Source organism: Flavobacterium kayseriense (assembly GCF_014305095.1).
In the GTDB taxonomy this organism is placed as follows: domain Bacteria; phylum Bacteroidota; class Bacteroidia; order Flavobacteriales; family Flavobacteriaceae; genus Flavobacterium; species Flavobacterium kayseriense.
On the sequence record NZ_JACRUI010000005.1, the window covers coordinates 1 to 21,937 of the forward strand.

At 32.7% G+C, this 21,937-nt stretch carries 19 protein-coding genes; 11 read left to right on the forward strand and 8 right to left on the reverse strand.

Going from position 1 to position 21,937, the window contains the following annotated elements; all coding sequences use genetic code 11:
• From H8R22_RS13315 to H8R22_RS13325, 3 genes are all read left to right on the forward strand, one after another.
• Positions 1 to 1,305, forward strand: a 1,305-nt coding sequence (locus H8R22_RS13315) for a gliding motility-associated C-terminal domain-containing protein (RefSeq protein WP_187016531.1), incomplete at its 5' end; no start/stop codon positions are given.
• 49 nt (positions 1,306 to 1,354) lie between these two features.
• Complete coding sequence (locus tag H8R22_RS13320) at positions 1,355 to 2,263, forward strand: PorP/SprF family type IX secretion system membrane protein (RefSeq protein WP_187010891.1); 909 nt, start codon at positions 1,355 to 1,357, stop codon at positions 2,261 to 2,263.
• Between the two features lie 10 nt (positions 2,264 to 2,273).
• Positions 2,274 to 4,205, forward strand: a complete 1,932-nt coding sequence (locus H8R22_RS13325; RefSeq protein ID WP_187010892.1) for an OmpA family protein — start codon at positions 2,274 to 2,276, stop codon at positions 4,203 to 4,205.
• Positions 4,206 to 6,592: 2,387 nt separating this feature from the next.
• Here H8R22_RS13325 and H8R22_RS13330 read toward each other — a convergent pair.
• The 7 genes from H8R22_RS13330 to pyrR form a co-directional block, all read right to left on the reverse strand.
• On the reverse strand, positions 6,593 to 7,096 hold the full coding sequence (locus tag H8R22_RS13330) for a CAP domain-containing protein (RefSeq protein ID WP_187010893.1): 504 nt from the start codon (positions 7,094 to 7,096) through the stop codon (positions 6,593 to 6,595).
• A 539-nt stretch (positions 7,097 to 7,635) separates the two neighbouring features.
• Positions 7,636 to 8,139: a CAP domain-containing protein gene (locus H8R22_RS13335; protein ID WP_187010894.1), complete on the reverse strand. Its 504-nt coding sequence runs from the start codon at positions 8,137 to 8,139 to the stop codon at positions 7,636 to 7,638.
• Between the two features lie 163 nt (positions 8,140 to 8,302).
• On the reverse strand, positions 8,303 to 8,947 hold the full coding sequence (gene pdxH, locus H8R22_RS13340) for a pyridoxamine 5'-phosphate oxidase (RefSeq protein ID WP_187010895.1): 645 nt from the start codon (positions 8,945 to 8,947) through the stop codon (positions 8,303 to 8,305).
• Between the two features lie 37 nt (positions 8,948 to 8,984).
• Positions 8,985 to 9,899: a ribonuclease Z gene (locus H8R22_RS13345; protein WP_187010896.1), complete on the reverse strand. Its 915-nt coding sequence runs from the start codon at positions 9,897 to 9,899 to the stop codon at positions 8,985 to 8,987.
• 46 nt (positions 9,900 to 9,945) lie between these two features.
• Positions 9,946 to 10,278: a ribonuclease Z gene (locus tag H8R22_RS13350; protein ID WP_187010897.1), complete on the reverse strand. Its 333-nt coding sequence runs from the start codon at positions 10,276 to 10,278 to the stop codon at positions 9,946 to 9,948.
• 50 nt (positions 10,279 to 10,328) lie between these two features.
• Positions 10,329 to 11,255, reverse strand: a complete 927-nt coding sequence (locus H8R22_RS13355) for an aspartate carbamoyltransferase catalytic subunit (protein WP_187010898.1) — start codon at positions 11,253 to 11,255, stop codon at positions 10,329 to 10,331.
• A 52-nt stretch (positions 11,256 to 11,307) separates the two neighbouring features.
• Positions 11,308 to 11,847 carry a bifunctional pyr operon transcriptional regulator/uracil phosphoribosyltransferase PyrR gene (gene pyrR / locus H8R22_RS13360; protein ID WP_187010899.1) on the reverse strand — a complete coding sequence of 180 codons (540 nt, stop codon included), beginning with the start codon at positions 11,845 to 11,847 and terminating at the stop codon, positions 11,308 to 11,310.
• Between the two features lie 174 nt (positions 11,848 to 12,021).
• Here pyrR and H8R22_RS13365 point away from each other — a divergent pair, with 174 nt between their 5' ends.
• Positions 12,022 to 12,195 carry a hypothetical protein gene (locus tag H8R22_RS13365; RefSeq protein WP_187010900.1) on the forward strand — a complete coding sequence of 58 codons (174 nt, stop codon included), beginning with the start codon at positions 12,022 to 12,024 and terminating at the stop codon, positions 12,193 to 12,195.
• A 68-nt stretch (positions 12,196 to 12,263) separates the two neighbouring features.
• Here H8R22_RS13365 and H8R22_RS13370 read toward each other — a convergent pair whose 3' ends face one another.
• On the reverse strand, positions 12,264 to 13,883 hold the full coding sequence (locus H8R22_RS13370) for an ABC-F family ATP-binding cassette domain-containing protein (protein WP_187010901.1): 1,620 nt from the start codon (positions 13,881 to 13,883) through the stop codon (positions 12,264 to 12,266).
• Positions 13,884 to 14,133: 250 nt separating this feature from the next.
• On the opposite strand from H8R22_RS13370, the gene H8R22_RS13375 reads away from it, so the two are divergent.
• From H8R22_RS13375 to H8R22_RS13405, 7 genes are all read left to right on the forward strand, one after another.
• Positions 14,134 to 15,603, forward strand: a complete 1,470-nt coding sequence (locus H8R22_RS13375) for an MFS transporter (RefSeq protein ID WP_187010902.1) — start codon at positions 14,134 to 14,136, stop codon at positions 15,601 to 15,603.
• Positions 15,604 to 15,722: 119 nt separating this feature from the next.
• A complete protein-coding gene (locus H8R22_RS13380) occupies positions 15,723 to 16,913 on the forward strand; it encodes a hypothetical protein (RefSeq protein ID WP_187010903.1) in 1,191 nt (396 codons plus the stop codon).
• Between the two features lie 424 nt (positions 16,914 to 17,337).
• A complete protein-coding gene (locus H8R22_RS13385) occupies positions 17,338 to 17,955 on the forward strand; it encodes a GNAT family N-acetyltransferase (RefSeq protein WP_187010904.1) in 618 nt (205 codons plus the stop codon).
• Between the two features lie 53 nt (positions 17,956 to 18,008).
• Positions 18,009 to 19,202 carry an argininosuccinate synthase gene (locus H8R22_RS13390; RefSeq protein WP_187010905.1) on the forward strand — a complete coding sequence of 398 codons (1,194 nt, stop codon included), beginning with the start codon at positions 18,009 to 18,011 and terminating at the stop codon, positions 19,200 to 19,202.
• A gap of 24 nt (positions 19,203 to 19,226) precedes the next feature.
• On the forward strand, positions 19,227 to 19,631 hold the full coding sequence (locus H8R22_RS13395; protein ID WP_187010906.1) for a hypothetical protein: 405 nt from the start codon (positions 19,227 to 19,229) through the stop codon (positions 19,629 to 19,631).
• Positions 19,632 to 19,686: 55 nt separating this feature from the next.
• Positions 19,687 to 20,664 (forward strand): N-acetyl-gamma-glutamyl-phosphate reductase, encoded by a 978-nt coding sequence (gene argC, locus H8R22_RS13400; RefSeq protein WP_187010907.1) that lies wholly within the window; start codon positions 19,687 to 19,689, stop codon positions 20,662 to 20,664.
• 80 nt (positions 20,665 to 20,744) lie between these two features.
• Positions 20,745 to 21,881, forward strand: coding sequence for an aspartate aminotransferase family protein (locus H8R22_RS13405; RefSeq protein WP_187010908.1), 1,137 nt, complete (start codon positions 20,745 to 20,747; stop codon positions 21,879 to 21,881).
• Positions 21,882 to 21,937 lie beyond the last annotated feature (56 nt).

Sequence of the window (21,937 nt, forward strand, 5' to 3'; positions counted from 1 at the left end):
TATACTTTTGCAGTAACCAATACAGGAAACACTACCCTTACGAATGTAATCGTAACGGATCCGATGACTGGTTTAACAATCACAGGAAACCCAATTGCAACGCTTGCAGTAGGCGCTTCTAATAGTACAATCAAAGGAACGTACACCATCACTCAAAGTGATATCGATGCGGGTAAAGTGGTGAACACCGCTTTGGCTACAGCGAAAGATCCGAAAGGAAATAGTGTAACGGATATCTCTGGTACTACCGTGACAAACGATACGCCTACGGATACCCCATTAACGCAAACTCCTCGTATTGCACTTGTGAAAACAGCTGCAGTAGGTGGAACTGGAAAACTAGGTGATGTAATTACCTATACTTTTGCAGTAACCAATACAGGAAACACTACCCTTACGAATGTAATCGTAACGGATCCGATGACTGGTTTAACGATCACTGGAAACCCAATTGCAACGCTTGCAGTAGGCGCTTCTAATAGTACAATCAAAGGAACGTACACGATCACTCAAAGTGATATCGATACGGGTAAAGTGGTGAACACCGCTTTGGCTACAGCGAAAGATCCAAAAGGAAATAGTGTAACGGATATCTCTGGTACTACAACTACTAACGATACCCCTACGGAGACTCCGTTAGCGCAACGTCCTAGTTTAGAAATAGTAAAAAATTCTACTTCAGAAAATTATACTAATGTTGGAGATATTTTGAATTATACAATCAAGGTAACGAATACCGGTAATGTAACATTATTCGCAGTTTTGGTAACTGACCCATTAACAGGTTTATCAATACTAGTACCTACACTAGAACCAGGAAAATCAATCGATTATGAACAAAACTATAGCGTAACACAAAACGATATATCAAACTTAAGTGTTACTAATATTGCTTATGTAAAAGCTACTGGTCCTGGGAATACAGAGATTTCAGCATCAGATGACGCAGTTGTTGAAGCAGCACTAGTTTTACCTTGTGGGAATGTGGTAGTTCACAATGCCTTCTCCCCTAATGGAGATGGAATAAATGAAACATTTATTATTGATAGTATTACTGATACGACTTGTTACCCAACTAATACAGTAGAAATATACAATCGTTGGGGTGTACTTGTTTATGAAGTAAAAGACTACGACAATGTTAATAGAGCTTTTAAAGGATTCTCTGAAGGTAGAGTTACCGTAAACCAATCGGTTGGTTTACCAGTAGGAACCTATTTCTATATCCTTAATTATACATCTGTCGATGGTAATGGTCAATTAGTGACTAATAAAAAAGATGGCTACCTATACCTAACTAGATAAGAATCAAACAACCAGGGTGTAAAATACCCAGGTTTATAAATTAAATCAAATGAAGAAAAATTTTCTACTACTTGCCGTATTACTAACAGGATGGTCAGGATTTGCGCAACAAGATGCTCAATTTTCACAATATATGTACAACACCATTAATGTTAATCCAGCGTATGCAGGATCAAGAGGTGTAATGAGTATATTTGCATTACACAGAACTCAATGGGTTGGGCTTGATGGTGCTCCTGTAACAAACACAGCATCCATAAATACTCCCTTAAATAATAGTAACTTGGGGCTTGGAGTATCTATTATCAATGATAAAATCGGTCCCACTGATGAAAACACAATCTCTGCAGATTTATCATATACGGTACCTACATCTGAAACTTTTAAACTTTCATTCGGTTTAAAAGCAACAGCTAATTTATTTAGTTTAGATGCTAGTAAACTTAATCCTGTACAAAGTGATCCCAGTATACGTGACTATAATAATAGGTTTACTCCCAACGTCGGAGCAGGTATTTACTACCATTCGGATAAGGCATATGTAGGTTTCTCTATACCGAATTTCATTGAATCCGACAGATATGACGACAATGAAGTAGCAATATTCAAAGAGAAAATTAATTACTACTTAATTGCTGGTTATGTATTTGATTTAAACTATAATTTAAAGTTTAAACCTGCATTGCTAACCAAATTGGTAAGCGGAGCACCTTTACAAGTAGACATTTCTGGTAACTTTCTTATTAATGAAAAATTTACGGTTGGTCTTGCTTACAGGTGGAGCGCTGCGGTTAATGCGATGGTTGGATTTCAAGTTACTGATGGATTATATATAGGATATGGCTACGATCTTGATACCACTCGATTAGGAAATTATAACGCCGGATCACATGAAGTATTTTTACGATATGACATATTTAAAAATAATAAGAAAATTACAACACCTAGATTCTTTTAAAACAATTACTATGAAAAACTTTATATATATTTCCCTACTAATAGTAAGTGTATTTTCATCAAAGTGTTATGCGCAAAAAGTTGCTAATGCAGAAAAAAAATATGATAATTACGCCTATGTTGATGCAATAAAAACTTATGAAAGAATTGCAAATAAAGGTTACAAGTCTACCGAAATTTTTAAGAATTTAGGGAATGCCTACTATTTCAATGGAGAATTAGATCAAGCAGCTAAATGGTATACTGAACTTTTTAGCATCTCATCTGACTTTGGAACTGAATACTATTATAGATATGCACAATCTTTACGCTCAATTGGTGATAATGCAAAAGCTAACAAAATCTTAGAGAAACTAAATAGTACTAATAATGATGATATTAGATTAGCATTATTTCTAAAAAACAAAAACTATTTAGAAGATATTAAAGCAAATTCAGGACGTTACAAAATAGAAGATGCTGGTATAAATTCAATATACTCAGATTACGGAACAACTATATACAACAATCAAATTGTTTTTACATCTGCGAGAGATACAGGTAGCCTAGGACAACGTAAGCATACGTGGACAAATCAGCATTTTACCAACCTCTATTCAGCTAATCTTACCGAAGACATGACTCCTGAAAGTCCAGTAAAGTTTGATCAAAACATCAAATCTAAATTTAATGAGTCTACTCCTATCTTCACAAAAGATGGTCGAACAATCTATTTTACAAGAAATAACTATCTCGAAGGGAAAAGAGGTAGAAATAGCGAAGGAATTACATTAATTAAAATTTATAAAGCTAAACTCATTAACAACGTTTGGTCAAATATAGAAGAGCTACCTTTTAATAGTGACAATTATAGTACCGCACATCCTGCTTTAAGTGCTGATGAGAAAACATTATATTTTGCATCAGATATGCCAGGAACTTTGGGACAATCAGACTTATTCAAAGTTTCAATTAATGAGGATGGTACGTATACAACTCCTCAAAATTTAGGACCTAAAATCAATACCGAAGGTCGGGAAACTTTTCCTTTTTTAAATGATGAAAACGAAATATATTTTGCATCTGATGGTCATCCCGGACTTGGAGGTTTAGATGTTTTTATGTCAAAAATAGATTCAAAAGGATCATTCACTGAAGTTATAAATTTAGGTGCTGAGATCAATTCTCCTAAAGATGATTTTGCTTATATAATTGATACAAAATCAAGAGTAGGTTTTTTTACTTCGAATAAAGATGGTGGATTAGGTTACGACGATATTTATAAATTTACTGAAACTAAGAAATTAATATGTGAGCAGCTGCTTAACGGGCAAGTAACAGATTTAATAACAAACGAGATTTTGCCAAATACAAAAGTAAGTTTACTTGATAAAGAACTGAACTTAATAGGTGAAGTTATATCTGATGCAAAAGGCTTTTATTCTTTTACTGTAGAATGTGGAAAAACATATAGCATTAGAATCCAAAAACCTGAATATAGTTCTAAAGAGGAAAAGGTAATTATTCCTAAAGTTAGCGGAACTACATACAAACCAACAACTTTAGAAAAGGTGGGTTGCAATGTAGTAGTAGGTGATGATTTAGGTAAATGTTTCGGGATTACGATGATCTATTTTGACCTTGATAAATCAAATATTAGACGCGAAGCTGCACTTGATCTAGAAAAAATATTAGATGTCCTAAAAGAGAATCCGAATATGGAGATAGATGTTCGTTCACATACAGACAGTAGACAAACATTCAAGTATAATGAAGCATTGTCCGATAGAAGAGCCAAATCAACAATTAGTTGGCTAATCAAAAATGGAATCGATGCAAAACGATTAACTGGAAAAGGTTACGGAGAGTCACAACTTATAAATAAATGTGCTGATGGCGTAGAATGTACCGAAGAAGAACATCAAAGAAACAGAAGAAGCGAATTTATAATAACTAAACTATAAGTTTTAAATTATATAGTTCATTCCAATATAAAGATTAAATAACTTTAGTCAAATAATTAAAAAAGTATTTACAAATGTAAAATTTGTAAATACTTTTTTTTGTTCTAGTCTTAGATATTTACAGATTGATCGAAATATTTATAAAGCTTGACAACAACTCTAATAAATAGAATAATGTATCCTTACTTACTTCTCTACGATAATTAAAGGCTCTTACTTATATACGTCAGATAAAAAATCCTTTTATTATAGTTTAGTTTAAACCTACTAAATCTATATAATTAAATTATTGAAAATCATTAAATCATGGGATACTATTTTAATTGATTTTATCTGTACTCTTATATTAAAAATACAATTGTATCTAATCCAAAAGTAATTCTTAACCTATTTAAGCCACATTAACTAAAAAGAGCATTATGATATAGGCTTATTAGTCTTCTGCCAAAAAAAGACCTAAGAACTATTAAAACTATAGGGAAGCCCCTATCCTACTTAATCTACTTTCTAATTTTGTTACATTACCTAATTTCATTATTTAAAAATGGATTATTTCATTCCTATGATTTTAAAAATGTACTTAATGAAAGTACTTGAAAATAAAAATTATATTATACAAACTTGACCTTATAGTTATTTTTTAAGTACAGCCCTCAAAATTTAATCATAGTTGATAAATATGTATTATGATAACCTGCTACACTCGTACCTGTTTCTATTGCTATAAAAACTACTAAAAGTACTAAAAGCTTATAATCAAGTGGTACATTCAACAACTTAATGCAACACTTTTACTTTTATGAATTTGTTGTTAAAGGAAAAGAAGCCTACCCGATTACCCTTTTTAAAACGTGTTATAATAAAAACTTTATTATCCGAAAAGTGATGAATTAAATATATTTCCATGCAATTAGACAAAAATAGTAATTTGATTCTCAGAGAAATTAAAAAATAGATTTACATTCCCTTTGATCTTTAGCAAGCATATCTTTTAGATTTTTGTGCTAATGACTATTATTTAAACAAAAGAAATCTTGATGAATAAACACTGATTTGATGTTAAAAGTATTTGTATACATGAGATTACTTAATAATCACTCTATCTAACAAATCGCTGGAAATATTAAAAATTTATATCAAAATGATTCAATACTAACGGTGGCTAAATTGTGGGCTTTAGACGAAAATCGCAATAATTAAAAAGATTAAGAGAAAATCAGGATTTACATGCGTCATTTTTCTCAAATGCAGCACATCGAAAACTAATACGCAAGCTGTGCCTACAACTATAAACATCTTAATCCTAGAAGCAAGAAATACAATTACTTACTTTAATAAAATGGAAATGGATAATCACAAATGGATAACCCTAAACAAAGATGTTAATATCTATTTTTGTGAATTCTTATTCATCTAGTAAAAAGATACAAATTGCAATACAAATGGGCTTTTTAGACGCTATGTTTAAAAGAAAACAGACTTTAATAGCATGTCCGAACAACAACTAAAAATAGTGCGAGAGCACCTTAATAACAGATCAAGGAAAGTCCTAGGACAAAACATCAGTAGATATGCTAGAACTTAAAATAAGTAAGATCAATATACAAGGTTCACAACCGTATTGCGCAGTTGATCATTGACTAAAAAGATTAATTGTTCAATATGATCTTGAAGCTACCATAAGCCATCTATTTGAATTCTATACTATGGCTAAAATCATTAGATTGTTACATGGTGATCATTTCTCCATTATACCTTTGAATGGTGCTTAAATTATTTCAACCATCATATTCACTTCAGAAATTTTGTGATGAATGCAGTATATCAACTCACCCAAATTACAAGTATTTGGTAGTAGCCTAGGAAATCATATCAGGGATTCCAAAATAAAAAGCTGTTAAATGGGAATAGTAATAAAAATAGAAATTAAAATAAAATTTTCATACTGGAGATTGTATGATAATTATAAAAAATAAGATGTTTTGATTACCATTGTAATGCCAATCGACTAATTGAGAACATATACTTGTTCCTCTCGAAACTTTATGATTTATACAATAGCTTAAATTAATAGCAAGCTGTACCATAAATTAAGATGAAGTTATATTTTATCAGAGATTGATAAATATAATTTACAGCAGTAATACATGACAAACTATAGAGAGCAATAGCTTCCGAAAGTAAACTAATTAGAAAACAATCTGATGAAATTAATTTTCAAATGGCGCGCGCATTAACTATTAAAGGTAGAAAGCAATTACAAATTATAAGTCATTTATAAGTACCACAAAAAAGAGACTCTAAAATAGAGCCTCTTTTATGATGAAATACAAAAAAAATACGATTTGGGGAACTATATATATTTTGTATTTACTGTATGTTACACATTATATTCTAACAAATATATTAGTGTAATATTTTTTTCCTGTAGTAGCGTTTTCTCTAATCGCTATCCCAAAGTGTGTAAAATTACCTTCAATATTGTCTTTATGACTGGCGCTTTTTAACCAAGCATTGACAGCTGACTCTGGAGAATTGTAATTATAAGCAATATTCTCTCCAACATTTTTTGCACCAACTACTTTTACAATATCTTCTGATCTTGATACGAAACCATCGTGACTCACTACATTTTTAGTGATCATATATTGATCATGCTCCTCTGATTTAACAGAAACATAATTTATTGGCTCTAATGCATTTAAACCAATACTAACTCTGTAATCGTTGATTAATTTCATAGCTGCTAACTCAGAAACTGAATATTCAAATTTTACTGCAACTTGCGATTTAGCTGTAACCGAATTATCTTCTGCTGAATCCGCAGAACAAGAGCTCATCATAAATATTATTCCTGCAACAAACAGGATGCTAAGTAATTTTGCTTTCATAAGTTAGTAGTTTAAGTTTAAAGTAGATTGTGGGGCAAACTTCTTTAAGTTTATATATCGTTTGTATTTTATATATACTCAAACATACTACTTATTTCTGCTTAAAAGCAAATAAAATCGACTAAATACATTAAATAAACAAAAATAAGATAATTATCTTACAATTAACCCGCAATTGTCAAATAATCAGAATAACTTGATAAGCAATAGTGCATTATTAATAAGACACTTAATTTTACTAATTTCCAAAATTCTTCTTATATGAATTTCTATAACAAAATTACGTTCATAACGAAAGGTACAATTATGTTTTGAAATATCTTTTTACATGCCTTTTGCTTTGATTACTAAAATAGAAAATAGAGACGGTCAATTATAGTACTTTGCCACACATTTGAAAAAGAAAACACTACAATAGCGAATACTACGTCACAACTTTTAACGAGAAGAGGCCATCATTTCTGATGGCCTCTTCTTGCTGTAAAAACAACAAAAAATTAGATTTGGGGCAAATTATTTTTTTTTGTCTTTAAAATATTTTAGATTTTTACAAATATATTTGTATAATATTTTTTACCAGTTGTCGCGTTTTCTCTTATAGCAATTCCAAAATGTGTAAAATTACCTTCGATATTTTCTTTATGACTTTCGCTTTTTAGCCAAGCATTTACAGCACCTTCTGGCGTATTATAATTGTAGGCAATATTTTCACCAACATTCTTTGCTCCAACAACTTTAACGATATCTTCAGATCTTGAAACAAATCCATCGTGACTCACTACATTTTTAGTGATCATGTATTGATCATGCTCCTCTGATTTAACTGAAACATAATTGATTTGTTGTAATACACTTAAACCTTTACTCACTCTGTAATCGTTGATTAACTTCATTGTCGCTAATTCTGATGCAGTGTATTCAAACTGAACTGAAGTTTGTGCTTTAGCAGTTACTGAAGTTTCTTCGGCTGAATCTGAAGAACACGAATTCATTGATAAGATTACAAACATTAATACTGTAGCGCGGAGTAAAATTGTTTTCATAAAATAGTAGTTTAAGTTTAAAGTAGATTGTGGGGCAAACTTCTTTAGGTTTATATATCGTTTCTGATTTGTCTCTACCCAAACATAGTAATATATTCGGTTTAAAAGCAAATAAAATCGACAAACTACATAAAATAATCATTTTTAATGTATTTATCTTACATCAAGGAGATAATCTCTCAATTTTCCAGCTAAAGTCATCTTGAGCTATATATCGAATTCTATCGTGCAATCTATTTGGTCTACCTTGCCAAAACTCCACTTCTACCGGATTAACAAGATAACCTCCCCAGTGCTCTGGTCTAGGAATGACCATCCCTTCATATTGTACTGCTAAATTCTTTAAATTTTCCTCTAGATAACTTCTAGATGGTACAACCTCGCTTTGATTCGACACAATAGCTCCAAGCTTACTCCCATCTGGCCTAGATTCGAAATAACTATCAGATATTGTTGTAGACACTTTCCGGGCTATACCCTTAATAATTACCTGGCGCTCCATAGCGTGCCAAAAAAAGGAAAGACATACATGTGGGTTCAGTTCAATAGCTTTTCCTTTATCGGAGTTGTAATTGGTATAAAAGATAAAACCTTCTTCAGTGTATTTCTTTAATAATACCACACGAGATCGAGGAAAACCATCCGCTCCGACGGTAGATATTGTCATAGCATTGACCTCCCCACCGTCTCCAAAATCCTCTACTTCATGAAACCAACGGTTGAAAAGATTAATAGGATCCTCAGGAATTGAAGTTTCTAACAATTCACTCTTTTCATATGACTTTCTATAATTACTTAAATCTTCCATGATTTTTTATTTTTTAATATCTCTAATCGTATTTAAATTATTTACTACTAAATTCAAAGGTTTTACCATCATCTGCCAACTGCACTTTATCAAATATAGTTTCAGCTTCCTCTTTAAAAACGCTAATATTTTCGTACCGTGTTGAATAATGGCCTAGAATTAATTGCTTAACATTTGCTTTTAGGGCTATCGTAGCTGCTTCAACAGCGGTAGAGTGTTTTGTTTTTTTTGCTAATAGCTCTTCTGATTGTAAAAAAGTTGATTCATGATACAATACATCTACATTTGCAATAATTGGAACTATCTCTTCACTGTAGGCCGTATCGGAACAAAATGCATAGCTTTGAGGAGCAATGGGATCATGTGTTAATTGTTCATTTTTAATCACGCTACCATCATCAAGTGTAATGTCTTTTCCGTTTTTAATATTCTGAAAAAAACACGATTCGATATCAAATTTTTTAACTGCCGCCACATTTAATTTTCTCTTGTCTAATTTTTCTCTAAACAAGAACCCATTAGTATAAATACGGTGTTTTAACGGAATTGTACTTACACTGACTTTATCATCTTCATACACTAGTTCACTACTTTTGCTTGACAGTTCGGTAAAATGTAATTTGTAATTAATCCAAGAATCAGTAAGTTTCATTTGTAACATAATGATCTCTTTAATTCCAACTGGACCATATATATTTATGTCTGTAGTACGTCCTAATAACGTAAAAGTTGAAATTAAGCCTATCAGACCATAAAAATGATCACCATGCAAATGTGAAATAAAGATGTGATTTATTTTCGAAAATTTTATCTTATTTTTTCGTAATTGAACTTGTGTTCCTTCACCACAATCAATAAGAAATAGTCTATTTCTAATCTCTAAAACCTGTGAAGTTGGGTTAGTGAAAGTTCGGGGAGTAGCTGCATAGCAACCTAATATTGTTAAATTCAAGTTTACATTTTTAATTGGTGAAGATTTAAAACATGAAAATCAAAATTTAAAAACCTAAATCTCGCTCAATCTCTTCCATTTCAATAACATCATGTGCTTCTAATAAAGAGGGCACCACGGTTAATTGATCAGGAACTGCATTGTAATCTATATTTAAAACAACGATTACAAAAGATTTTTTAGCTTTCTTGTGTTGTTTTGATAACAGAGAAAGTGACTTGATATCTGTAATTGATAGATCACTGTATTTAGACAAGTCTACAATAATGTTTAAAGGTTCAAAAGCTTTGTATTGGTTTGTTAACTTCATCAAAAAAGTACTAAAATCGCCTTGAGTATCTTTTATTGTAACTGAATGCCCTTTTTCACTAACTTTCATACTTTTATCTTTTAATTTTTAATAACTATAGTTTGTTATTTTATTAGCCCCTATTGAATTTTAGATGCTAATAGATAAATTACCGCCATACGGATTGCAACTCCATTCTCTACTTGATTTAAAATCACAGATTGGTTAGAGTCTGCTACATCTGAAGTTATTTCAACTCCCCGATTGATAGGGCCTGGATGCATTATTACAATTTCCTTGTGTAAAGAATCTAATAGCTGCTTATCAAGTCCATATTGTTGTGCATACTCTCTGGTTGATGGAAAATAATTTACATCCATACGTTCATTTTGTACACGCAACATATTAGCTACATCACACCATTCTAAAGCTTTTCGGAGATTAGGTTCTACTTGTACTCCTAATGATTCGATATATTTAGGAATTAATGTTTTAGGTCCGCAAACTTTAACCTCGGCGCCTTGCATTTGCAAAGCATAAATATTGGACAAAGCCACTCGAGAATGTAAAATATCGCCTACGATAACCACTTTCTTCCCTCCTACATCACTTAATTTTTCACGTATAGAATAACTGTCCAGTAAGGCTTGAGTGGGATGTTCATGTGCCCCATCTCCGGCATTTATTATACTTGCTTTTACATTTTTAGATAAAAAATACGCAGCTCCAGGATTTGCATGGCGCATAACAACCATATCAACTTTCATCGAAAGTATATTGTTAACCGTGTCTATAAGTGTCTCTCCCTTTTTAACTGACGATTGTGCCGCCGAAAAACTAATTACATCAGCTGATAGTCTTTTTTGAGCTAGCTCAAAAGATAATTTAGTACGGGTACTATTTTCGAAAAAAATATTAGCAATGGTAATATCTCGTAAAGAGGGAACTTTTTTGATAGGTCTATTAATAACTTCTTTAAAATGATCAGCAGTTTCAAATATTAAGTCAATATCATTTTTGTTGATGTATTTGATACCTAATAAATGATCTACGCTTAATTCTTTCATTTTATTTTGAGATTATTGTATTTAAAAAATTGTTGGTTGATGCTGATTAAAACTAGTTGGTTACCAAATAGACTTTATCTTCACCATCATTTTCTTCCCAACTCACCTTGACTTTTTCGTTATTAATAGCATCTACTTGTCTGCCTCTATAATCCGGCTGAATAGGCAGATTACGACTAAATCTTCTATCGATTAAAACGAGTAGTTCTATCTCTGAAGGACGGCCAAAAGACTGAATAGCAGTCAATGCAGAGCGAATACTTCTTCCAGTAAATAATACATCATCAATAAAAATGACTTTTTTATTCTCAACGATAAAATTTATTTTGGTCTTATTTGCCTCTAAAGGTTTTTCTGTCCTACGAAAGTCATCTCTAAAAAAAGTGATGTCTAGGTACCCTAATTTAATTTCAGGAGTTGCATATTCTTTCTCTAAAATACTTTTAAGTCTCTCCGCAAGAAAGGTTCCTCGGGGCTGAATCCCGACTAAAATTGTATCCGAAAAATCTAAGTGCTTTTCAATCAACTGGCAAGCCAAACGATGTAAAATAACGTTTACTTCTTTTGAATTAAGCAATACTTTTTCGGTCATAGTCTTAGTTTCTGTTGGTGTAGCAAATATACATATTTCAAAGTAGGTATTAAAATTTTATTTTTGCAAAACACATCTTAGAATATTGAAACTCTTAATAATAATTATATAATATTCAAATAGTACAACAATTGTACTTTTACCTTATTATTAAACATCGCTAAAACATATATTATGAAAAATCAAATACTAAGAGTACTTATGCTGCTTGTAGCTTCACTGTCGTTTACAAGTTGCGAACTAATAGGAGGAATATTCAAAGCAGGAATGGGAGTTGGAATATTTATTGTCATTGCAATAATCGCAATCGTTTTGATTGTAGTCAGCAAACTTTTTGGAAAGAAATAACTAAAAATAAAAAAGCTCCTTAATAATGATTTAGGAGCTTTTTCTATTGATATTAAAAAGTATAATTTTTACTTGGCGTACATCTTTACTCTCAATTCTTGTATTTTTTCATCGTCAAGGTATTCGTCAAATGTCATGTAACTATCGATAACACCTTTAGGAGTTAGCTCTACTACTCTATTACCAACAGTTTGAGCAAATTCATGATCATGCGTAGTGAAGATAACTGATCCCTTAAAATTCTTTAATGAATTATTAAAAGCTGTGATCGACTCTAGGTCCAAGTGATTGGTTGGTTCATCTATCATCAATACATTTCCTCTCTCCATCATCATGCGAGAAAGCATACAACGCACTTTCTCTCCTCCTGATAATACGCGACATGTCTTTAAAGCTTCTTCTCCTGAGAAAATCATTTTACCAAGAAAACTGCGAATATTAACCTCGTCACGTTCTTCCTCTGTCTTTACCCATTGACGCAACCAGTCTACTAGTGACAAATCGCTCTCAAAGAAAGAATGATTTTCAACTGGTAAATAGGCTTGATTTGTGGTAACTCCCCAATCAAAATTTCCGGCATCTGCCGTTTGGTTTCCGTTTAAAATTTCGTAAAAAGCGGTAGTAGCTCTAGAATCTTTAGAAAAAAGGACAATCTTATCTCCTTTAGCCATATTTAAATCCACACCTTTAAACAAAACTTCTCCGTCTATAGAAGCACTAAGTCCTTGAACATTTAAAATTTGATCTCCTGCTTCACGCTCTTGATCAAAAATAATTGCGGGGTAACGACGGCTGGAAGGTTTTATCTCTGAAATATTTAATTTCGAAATCATTTTTTTACGAGAGGTAGCTTGCTTAGACTTCGCCACATTCGCTGAGAAACGACGAATAAATTCTTCTAATTCCTGCTTTTTCTCTTCAGCTTTTTTGTTTTGCTGTGCACGTTGTTTTGCTGCTAACTGACTTGACTCATACCAAAAAGTATAATTTCCTGAATAATGATTTATTTTACTAAAATCAATATCAGATATATGTGTACAAACTGAATCTAAAAAGTGACGGTCATGTGAAACGACAATTACCGTATTTTCATAGTTTGCTAAAAAGTTTTCTAACCAAGCGATAGTTTCAAAATCTAGGTCATTTGTTGGCTCATCCATGATTAATAAATCAGGATTTCCAAATAAAGCTTGCGCCAACAAGACACGCACCTTAATCTTACCTTCAAGATCCCCCATTAATGTATAGTGATGTTCCTCAGTAATACCAAGATTTGATAACATCGAAGCTGCATCTGAGTCGGCATTCCACCCGTTCATTTCTTCAAATTGCACTTGCAACTCCCCTATTCTATCTGCATTTTTATCATTGTAATCAAGATAAAGTTCATCCATTTCTTTTTTAACGGCGTACAAAACTTTATTTCCCATGATTACAGTTTCCAATACTGTATGTTCATCAAACATATTGTGGTTTTGGTTTAAAACCGACATACGTTTTCCTGGCTCTAAATGAATGTGACCTGAAGTAGGATCCATTTCACCTGAAATAATTTTAAGGAAAGTAGATTTTCCAGCACCATTCGCACCAATAACTCCGTAAATGTTACCGTGTGTGAAGGTTGTATTTACTTCGTCAAACAAAATTCTTTTGCCAAACTGAACTGATAAATTATTAACTGTTAACATGAATATCTTTTAAAAAATTTGTGCAAAAGTACAAAAAAAATACCGATTTAAAGAAAGGCAATTACTATACTTATTCTGTCTAGCAATCATTATTTTCCTTTTATGATAAATCTATTTCAAGTATTAAAATTCATTCAAAAAACAAACATCACGAAATTTTAACGTATTTAATTTTAATTATATTTTTTTTTATTTGGCTTTAAATATACATTTACCGTTAAACTAAAACTTAAATAGAAAAAACTAAAAAATGGAAACCGAAAATCTACAAACTAAATGGGGACAATTTATCTCCTTAATCATCGTCTTTTTCTTTTGGGGATTTGTTGGTTCGGCCAATGACATCCTTATACCCGTATTCAAAAAGGTGTTTACCCTATCTCAAGTGCAATCACAATTAGTAGCTTGGGCATTTTATGTTGCTTATTTTGTTGGATCAATTATCTTCTTTTTAGTATCTGTAAAAGTCGACGTTTTACAAAAATTTGGTTATAAAAAAACACTTTCAGCTGGATTGTTGCTCTCAGCTATAGGATCGTTCATGTTCGTTCCAGCTGCTACAATGGAAAGCTTTCCTTTTTTCTTGACAGCTCTTTTTACTGTAGGGTTAGGTTTTTCTATTCAGCAAATTGTTGCTAACCCTTTAGCTATAAAAATGGGGAGTCCTGCAACTGGTGCACATCGTTTAACATTGGCAGGTGGTATCAATTCATTTGGAACAACAATAGGTGCAATCTTGTTAGGAATTGCTCTATTTGGAATGGGAAATGACAAAAAAACGGCTCTATCACTTGAGGATATAAAATTACCATTCATTATTTTGGGAATTGCGTTCATAGTAGTTGCTATTTTTATGAATTTTTCTAAAATTGAAAACCCTGCAAAAATTGAAAAAACAGTTGTTGCAGAAGGTACTGATAAATTTAGAATTTTAGATTACCCACAGCTCTACTTGGGTATGCTAGCTATCTTTATATATGTAGGAACAGAAGTTACAATTATTAGTAACCTACCTGCTTTGCTTCAAACTGCAGAATTTGGAAACGTTTTAGAAGACGCTATTTCACCCTTCATTGCACTATATTGGGGAAGTCTTATGATAGGTCGTTGGAACGGCGGTGTTAATGTATTTAATACCACTAAAATCATGAATATCTCTTTAAAATTCATCGTACCAATGATTGCATTTGGCGTTATCATAGGTGCCAATATGTTCGCTGGTCACGACGTGTCTGAATTTTATATCTACCCACTTTGGATCTTATTGTTTATTGCTGTAAGTTTCGTTGGAGGAAAAAATGCTGGAAAAACATTAATGTTATTTGGACTTTCTGGTGTTGCAATGATGTTCATCGGACTAGTAACTACAGACATCACGTATACAAAATTCTTCATAATCTCTGGTGGATTATTTGCTTCTATCATGTGGCCTTCTATTTTTGATCTAGCTATCGCAGGTCTAGGCAAAAACACAGGGAAAGCTTCTTCGTTCTTAATCATGATGATACTTGGTGGTGGTGTAATTCCGTTACTTCAAGGAAAAATTTGCGATTATGACCTGACTCATGCAGATGGTATTCTAGGTATCACGTGGACACATTTCTCTTACGTTGTTCCACTACTTGGATTCGCTTATCTAGGATTTTATGGATTTTATTGTCCTAAAATACTAAGAAAACAAGGGATACTACAAGTTGAAACTGAAGGTGGAGGACACTAGTTAATTAAAATATTTTTTAGATAAATCATAAAAACCATCAAAAATATTTGATGGTTTTTTTATGGCACCAATTTTGAATTCTTCAGTAATATAAAATACATTTGCTTAAATAACCTGCTATGAAAAAAACACTACTCTTACTTGCTTTTGTATTATTTATTGCTTCCTGCGGAATAAAAAACACTCAAACTCTAATAAGCGAAGGTAACTATGACACTGCCATTGACAGAGCTGTAGAAGGTTTGCGTTCCAATAAAAACGCTAAAGGGAAACAAGATTACATATATCTTTTAGAAGAGGCTTTCGCCAAAGCAAAGGAGCGTGATCTAAGCGCCATTCGCTTTTGGGAACAAGAAGCAAACCCACAAAACTTGGAAAAAATTTATACAACGTATGTTGCGCTGGCCGATCGTCAAAATCAAATCGCCCCCTTATTACCCTTACAATTACTTAAAGAAAACAAGAATGCTAAGTTCATTTTTAGTAATTACAATACTGAAATCATAAATAGCAAGCAGAAACTTTCATCATTTTTATATGACAACAGTAAGGCCTTGCTACTAACAAAAAATAAGGCTAACGCCCGAAGAGCATTTGATGACTTAGTTTATTTAAACCGAATCAATCCTAATTTTAAAGAAACTAATGATTTAATGATCGAAGCTCAAAGCAAAGGAACTGATTATGTAAAAGTCTCATTGCAAAATGATACCAATCAACTTATTCCTTTGCAACTGCAAAAAGAACTCATGGATTTTAACACCTATGGTTTAGATCAAAAATGGACCATTTTTGATAGTAGCAATCAAAAAGGGGTAAGTTACGATTATGGATTAATTCTCAATTTCAATCAAATTGATATTTCACCAGAGCAAATAAAAGAGAAAGAGTTTGTAAAAGAAAAGCAAATAAAAGATGGAGTAAAAGCTTTAGTAGATAGTAGAGGAAAAGTTGTAAAAGACAGTCTAGGCAAACCAATTATGGTCGATAATCTTAAAACCATTCAGATCAGAATATATGAATTCTACCAATTTAAAGCCTGCTACATAGCTGCTAATGTCAATTTTATAGACTTAAAAAGTAATCGCGTTTTAGAATCTTTTCCAATTGCAACTGAATCTGTTTTTGAAAATACCTATGCAACTTACAAAGGGGATAGAAGAGCTACTGAGAGTGAATATTACACTTATTTTGACCGGAGAGCATTACCGTTTCCTAACAATGAGCAAATGGTTTACGACACCGCCCAAGATTTAAAAGCTAAATTTAAGACTATTATTAGTCGCAATAATTTTACAGGAAACCGCTAATTTCTGAGCATTTTACTTCCCCATATAAAATCACACTGCATTAAAATTTTGTTAGAATTTTAAATTTTAATGCAGTGTATTAAAATTATGTGTACTTTCGCAATATGAATAAAAAGAGTGTACATACAATCTCTACCTCACGGACAATAAAATTAGCTACTTCTCCCGTAGTGCGGATGCTGTAATTACAGTACCCAAGATTTATTTTATTTTATTCATTTTTACCTTTTCCTATTTTGAAATTATATTCGTTCGTCATTGGACTAGCGCATGCTAGCGACATTCAAATAACCAGCATTAGTTTACTCATAACCATTTGCTGCTCAATATTTTGTTATTTATTTCATAACTTTGATTGTAATAACAAAACCTTTTGTAGAAACAAATTCATCCCATTATTTAATCCACAAATTCATCTTCTGAAATGAATATCTCTATTGTTATAACTCAGGAAGAACATTTTAAGTACGCACAAATTATTTGCGATACTATAGAATCGTCTGCCTTATTGAGAGGAACCGGAATTGCTAAACGTACACCTGAATACATCCAAAAAAAGATGGAAAACAAGGATGCCGTAATTGCCTTAGTTGATGGAACTTTTGCCGGTTTTTGCTACATAGAAAGCTGGCAAGACAGTAATTATGTAGCACATTCAGGGTTAATTGTGCATCCTGATTTTAGAAACCTTGGCTTGGCAAAAAAAATTAAAGCAAAAGTTTTTGATTATTCTCTAAAAAAATACCCTAATGCTAAGGTTTTTGGGATCACGACTGGTTTAGCCGTTATGAAAATTAACTCCGAGCTAGGATACAAACCCGTTCCTTTCTCTGAACTAACAACTGATCCAAGTTTTTGGAAAGGATGTCAAACCTGCACCAACTATGAAATTTTAAAAAGTAAAGACAATAAAATGTGCTTGTGCACCGGAATGCTTTTTGATCCTAAGGAAAAAGCAAAGCATCCGCCTAAGCACCCTTTTAATGTCCGGATTTGGAACCGTTTAAAAAAAATCAAACAAGCTCTTTTCTTAGAGGAGTAAAAAATTAAACTAATCACTTGCGGGATTTTACCACAAGATCAAAAAATGAAAAAATGAAAAAAGTTGTATTAGCCTACAGCGGCGGTTTAGATACTTCCTACTGTCTAAAATATTTGAAAAACGAAAAAGGATATGAAGTTCACACCGTCTTAATCAACACCGGTGGTTTTGATGATGCCGAATTAACAGCAATTGAAGAAAGAGCCTATGAATTAGGAAGCGCACAACACGCTAACCTTACCATCGTTGATAAATATTATGACAAAGCCATTAAATACTTAATTTATGGTAATGTTCTTAAAAATAATACGTACCCTTTATCTGTAAGTGCCGAGCGTGTTTTTCAAGCTATTGAAGCAATTAAATATGCTAAGTCTGTAGGTGCCGAAGCCATCGCTCATGGAAGTACAGGTGCAGGAAATGACCAAATTCGTTTTGACTTAATATTTCAAACTATCGCTCCCGAAATTGAAATCATCACTCCTATCAGAGACTTGAAATTATCAAGACAAGAAGAGGTCGATTATTTATCAAAAAACGGCGTGCATTATTCATGGGAAAAAGCACAATATTCAATCAATAAAGGACTTTGGGGAACAAGCGTTGGAGGAAAAGAAACTTTAACATCTAATCAACCTCTTCCTAACGAAGCTTATCCTTCACAATTGCAAAAAGATGGAGAAGAAAAAGTGACATTAACCTTTGAAAAAGGAGAATTGGTGCAGATTAATAATATCAAAAAATCACCAATCGATAATATTGTAATTCTTGAAAAATTAGCAAATGCATTTGCTATTGGTAGAGATACTCATGTGGGTGATACGATTATTGGAATTAAAGGAAGAGTCGGTTTTGAAGCTGCTGCACCGCTAATTATTATAAAAGCACATCATTTATTGGAGAAACACACTCTTGGTAAATGGCAACAATATTGGAAGGAGCAACTAGGAAACTGGTACGGAATGTTGTTTCATGAAGGTCAATTTCTTGATCCTGTAATGCGCAATATCGAGGCGTTCCTTGAAGATACTCAAAAAACAGTAAACGGGAAAGTTATCGTTACTTTAAAACCGTATCACTTTACGCTTGACGGAATTGAATCAGATAATGATTTAATGAATACAGGTTTTGGTCAATATGGCGAAATGAACAACGCTTGGACTTCAGATGACGCAAAAGGTTTTATCAAAATTTTAGGTAACGCCCAAAATATTTTTTCAGCTGTAAATAACGAGACGTACGAATAATTAATTTTAGTAATTTTTAATATTATGAAAATAAAAGCACTTATTTTATTACCGTTATTTTTTATCATTTTCGGATGTACTAATGATGATTCTCCTGAAAAAGAACCATTAAAAAGTATTACTTATGAGGTCTTACTATTTGATTATAAAGCTGATACAGGTAATAACACATCTAGGTTACGTTATGAGATAAAGTTTACTAATCCTAATAATGTTGACGTAAAAGGAAATTATAAGATAACATATGACGCTGATGGACTTATTCTAACTCCTATTAGAAAAGTACCCAACGACGATCCTTATGAAAAAATTGGAGCGAACTCCTTTTATACCGTTAGCTATGATGTTGAATCAGCAATTGATATAAACAAAGGAAAGATTAACTCAATAAAGTTCGTGACGGCAGAATTTATTTTTGCTACGGAATAAAACATAAAAATAGATTGATTTTATTTTTACAAACCAATCTTAAAAATAAAAAATTATGATTAACATAGGAATAATAGGCGGTTCAGGATATACAGCAGGAGAATTAATTAGAATCTTGATGTTTCATCCTAATGCAAAGCTTGATTTTGTTTACAGCACTACAAATGCTGGAAAACCAATATCAATTGCACACCATGATTTATTGGGTGATCTCGAAATGAACTTTACAGACACTGTGAATCCTAACGTTAATGTAGTTTTTCTTTGTTTAGGACATGGTAAATCGATTTCATTCTTAAAAGAAAACAAGTTTGCAAGTCATACTAAAATTATCGACTTAGGAAACGATTTTCGTTTAAACAAGGACAAAGATTTTGAAGGAAAATCATTTGTCTATGGCCTTCCTGAACTAAACAAAACCAATATTAAAAATGCTAATTATATTGCAAATCCAGGTTGCTTTGCAACAGCAATTCAATTGGCTTTATTGCCTTTAGCATCACATAATTTGCTTACTAGCGACGTGCACATCAATGCTACCACAGGTAGTACTGGTGCCGGAGTGAGTCCGTCTGAGACAACACATTTTAGTTGGAGATCCAATAATATGTCACATTACAAAGCTTTTGACCACCAACATTTGGGAGAAATTAACCAAAGCGTAAATCAGTTGCAAGCTTCTTACAATGACGAAATAATCTTTGTTCCAAATAGAGGAGATTTTGCGAGAGGAATTTTTGCTACGCTGTACACCACCGTTGAAGAAAGCTTAGAGGATTTGGTAGCCAAATATGAAGCCTATTACAAAGACCAACCTTTCGTAACAGTAACAACTGCAAATATCAACATGAAGCAAGTGGTACAAACTAACAAATGCATCATCAGTTTAATGAAAAAAGGAAACCGAGTTCTAATCACTTCAATAATTGATAATCTAGTGAAAGGTGCCTCTGGACAAGCCGTTCAAAATATGAACCTCATGTTCGGACTTGATGAAACAACGGGATTGCATTTGAAACCATCAGGGTTTTAAAAATTTGTTTCAAGTTTAAAGTTTAAGGTTGCTCACGTAACTTGAAACTTTAAACCTTAAACCATTTAAACAAAAACACAATGAACTTATTTGACGTTTACCCATTATATCCTATTACCCCTGTAAAAGCACTTGATTGCATAATTACAGACGAGAACGGAATCGAATATTTAGATTTATACTCTGGTCACGGAGTAATTTCTATTGGACATACGCAACCGTATTATGTCGCAAAAGTAAAAGATCAGTTGGAGAAATTGAGCTTTTACTCAAATGCCATCCAAAATCCATTGCAGGTGGAACTGGCAGAAAAACTTGGGAAACTTTCAGGTTACACCGATTACAGCTTATTTTTGTGTTCTTCGGGAGCAGAGGCTAATGAAAACGCCTTAAAAATGGCCTCTTTTCATACCAATAAAGCAAGAGTAGTTTCTTTTGAAAATGCTTTTCACGGACGTACGTCGGCAGCTGTGGCGACAACGGATAATCCGAAAATTGTCGCTCCAATCAATGCGCAGCAAGTGGTTACTTTTTTGCCATTAAACCAAATTGATTTGGTTGAAGCTGAACTTAAAAAAGGAGATGTTGCTTGTGTCATCATCGAACCTATTCAAGGTGTTGGTGGTTTAGATCAAGGAACAACCGAGTTTTTTCAAGCACTTGAAAAAGTATGCAAAGCACATGATGTGGTTTTGATTATGGATGAAGTGCAATCGGGTTTTGGAAGAAGCGGAAAATTCTTTGCACACCAATTTCACGGCATTACGCCTGATATTATATGCATGGCAAAAGGTATGGGGAACGGTTTCCCAATTGGTGGAATTTTAATCGCACCTCATTTCAAAGCAAGCTACGGTTTACTAGGGACTACTTTTGGTGGAAGTCATCTAGCTTGTGCCGCAAGTATCGCTGTTCTTGAAGTCATCGAAAAAGAAAACTTGATGGCAAATGCTAGTAAAATCGAAGCCTATTTCTTGGAAGCGATCAAAGTAATTCCCGAAATAATCAAAGTAAAAGGAAGAGGATTAATGCTAGGAGTCGAATTCGATTTTGATGTAAGCGCCTTGAGAAAGAAAATGATTATTGAAAAACATATTTTTACTGGTGGAGCTAATAATAAGAACTTATTAAGAATCCTTCCTCCTTTAACGATAACAACGGCTGCTATTGATACATTTATTGTGGCTTTGCAGGAGTCATTGACTGAGTTGAAGTAGTTTTAAGGTTTAAATTAAAATCTGCTAAATCTGTGAAATCTGCGTGCTACTATTTT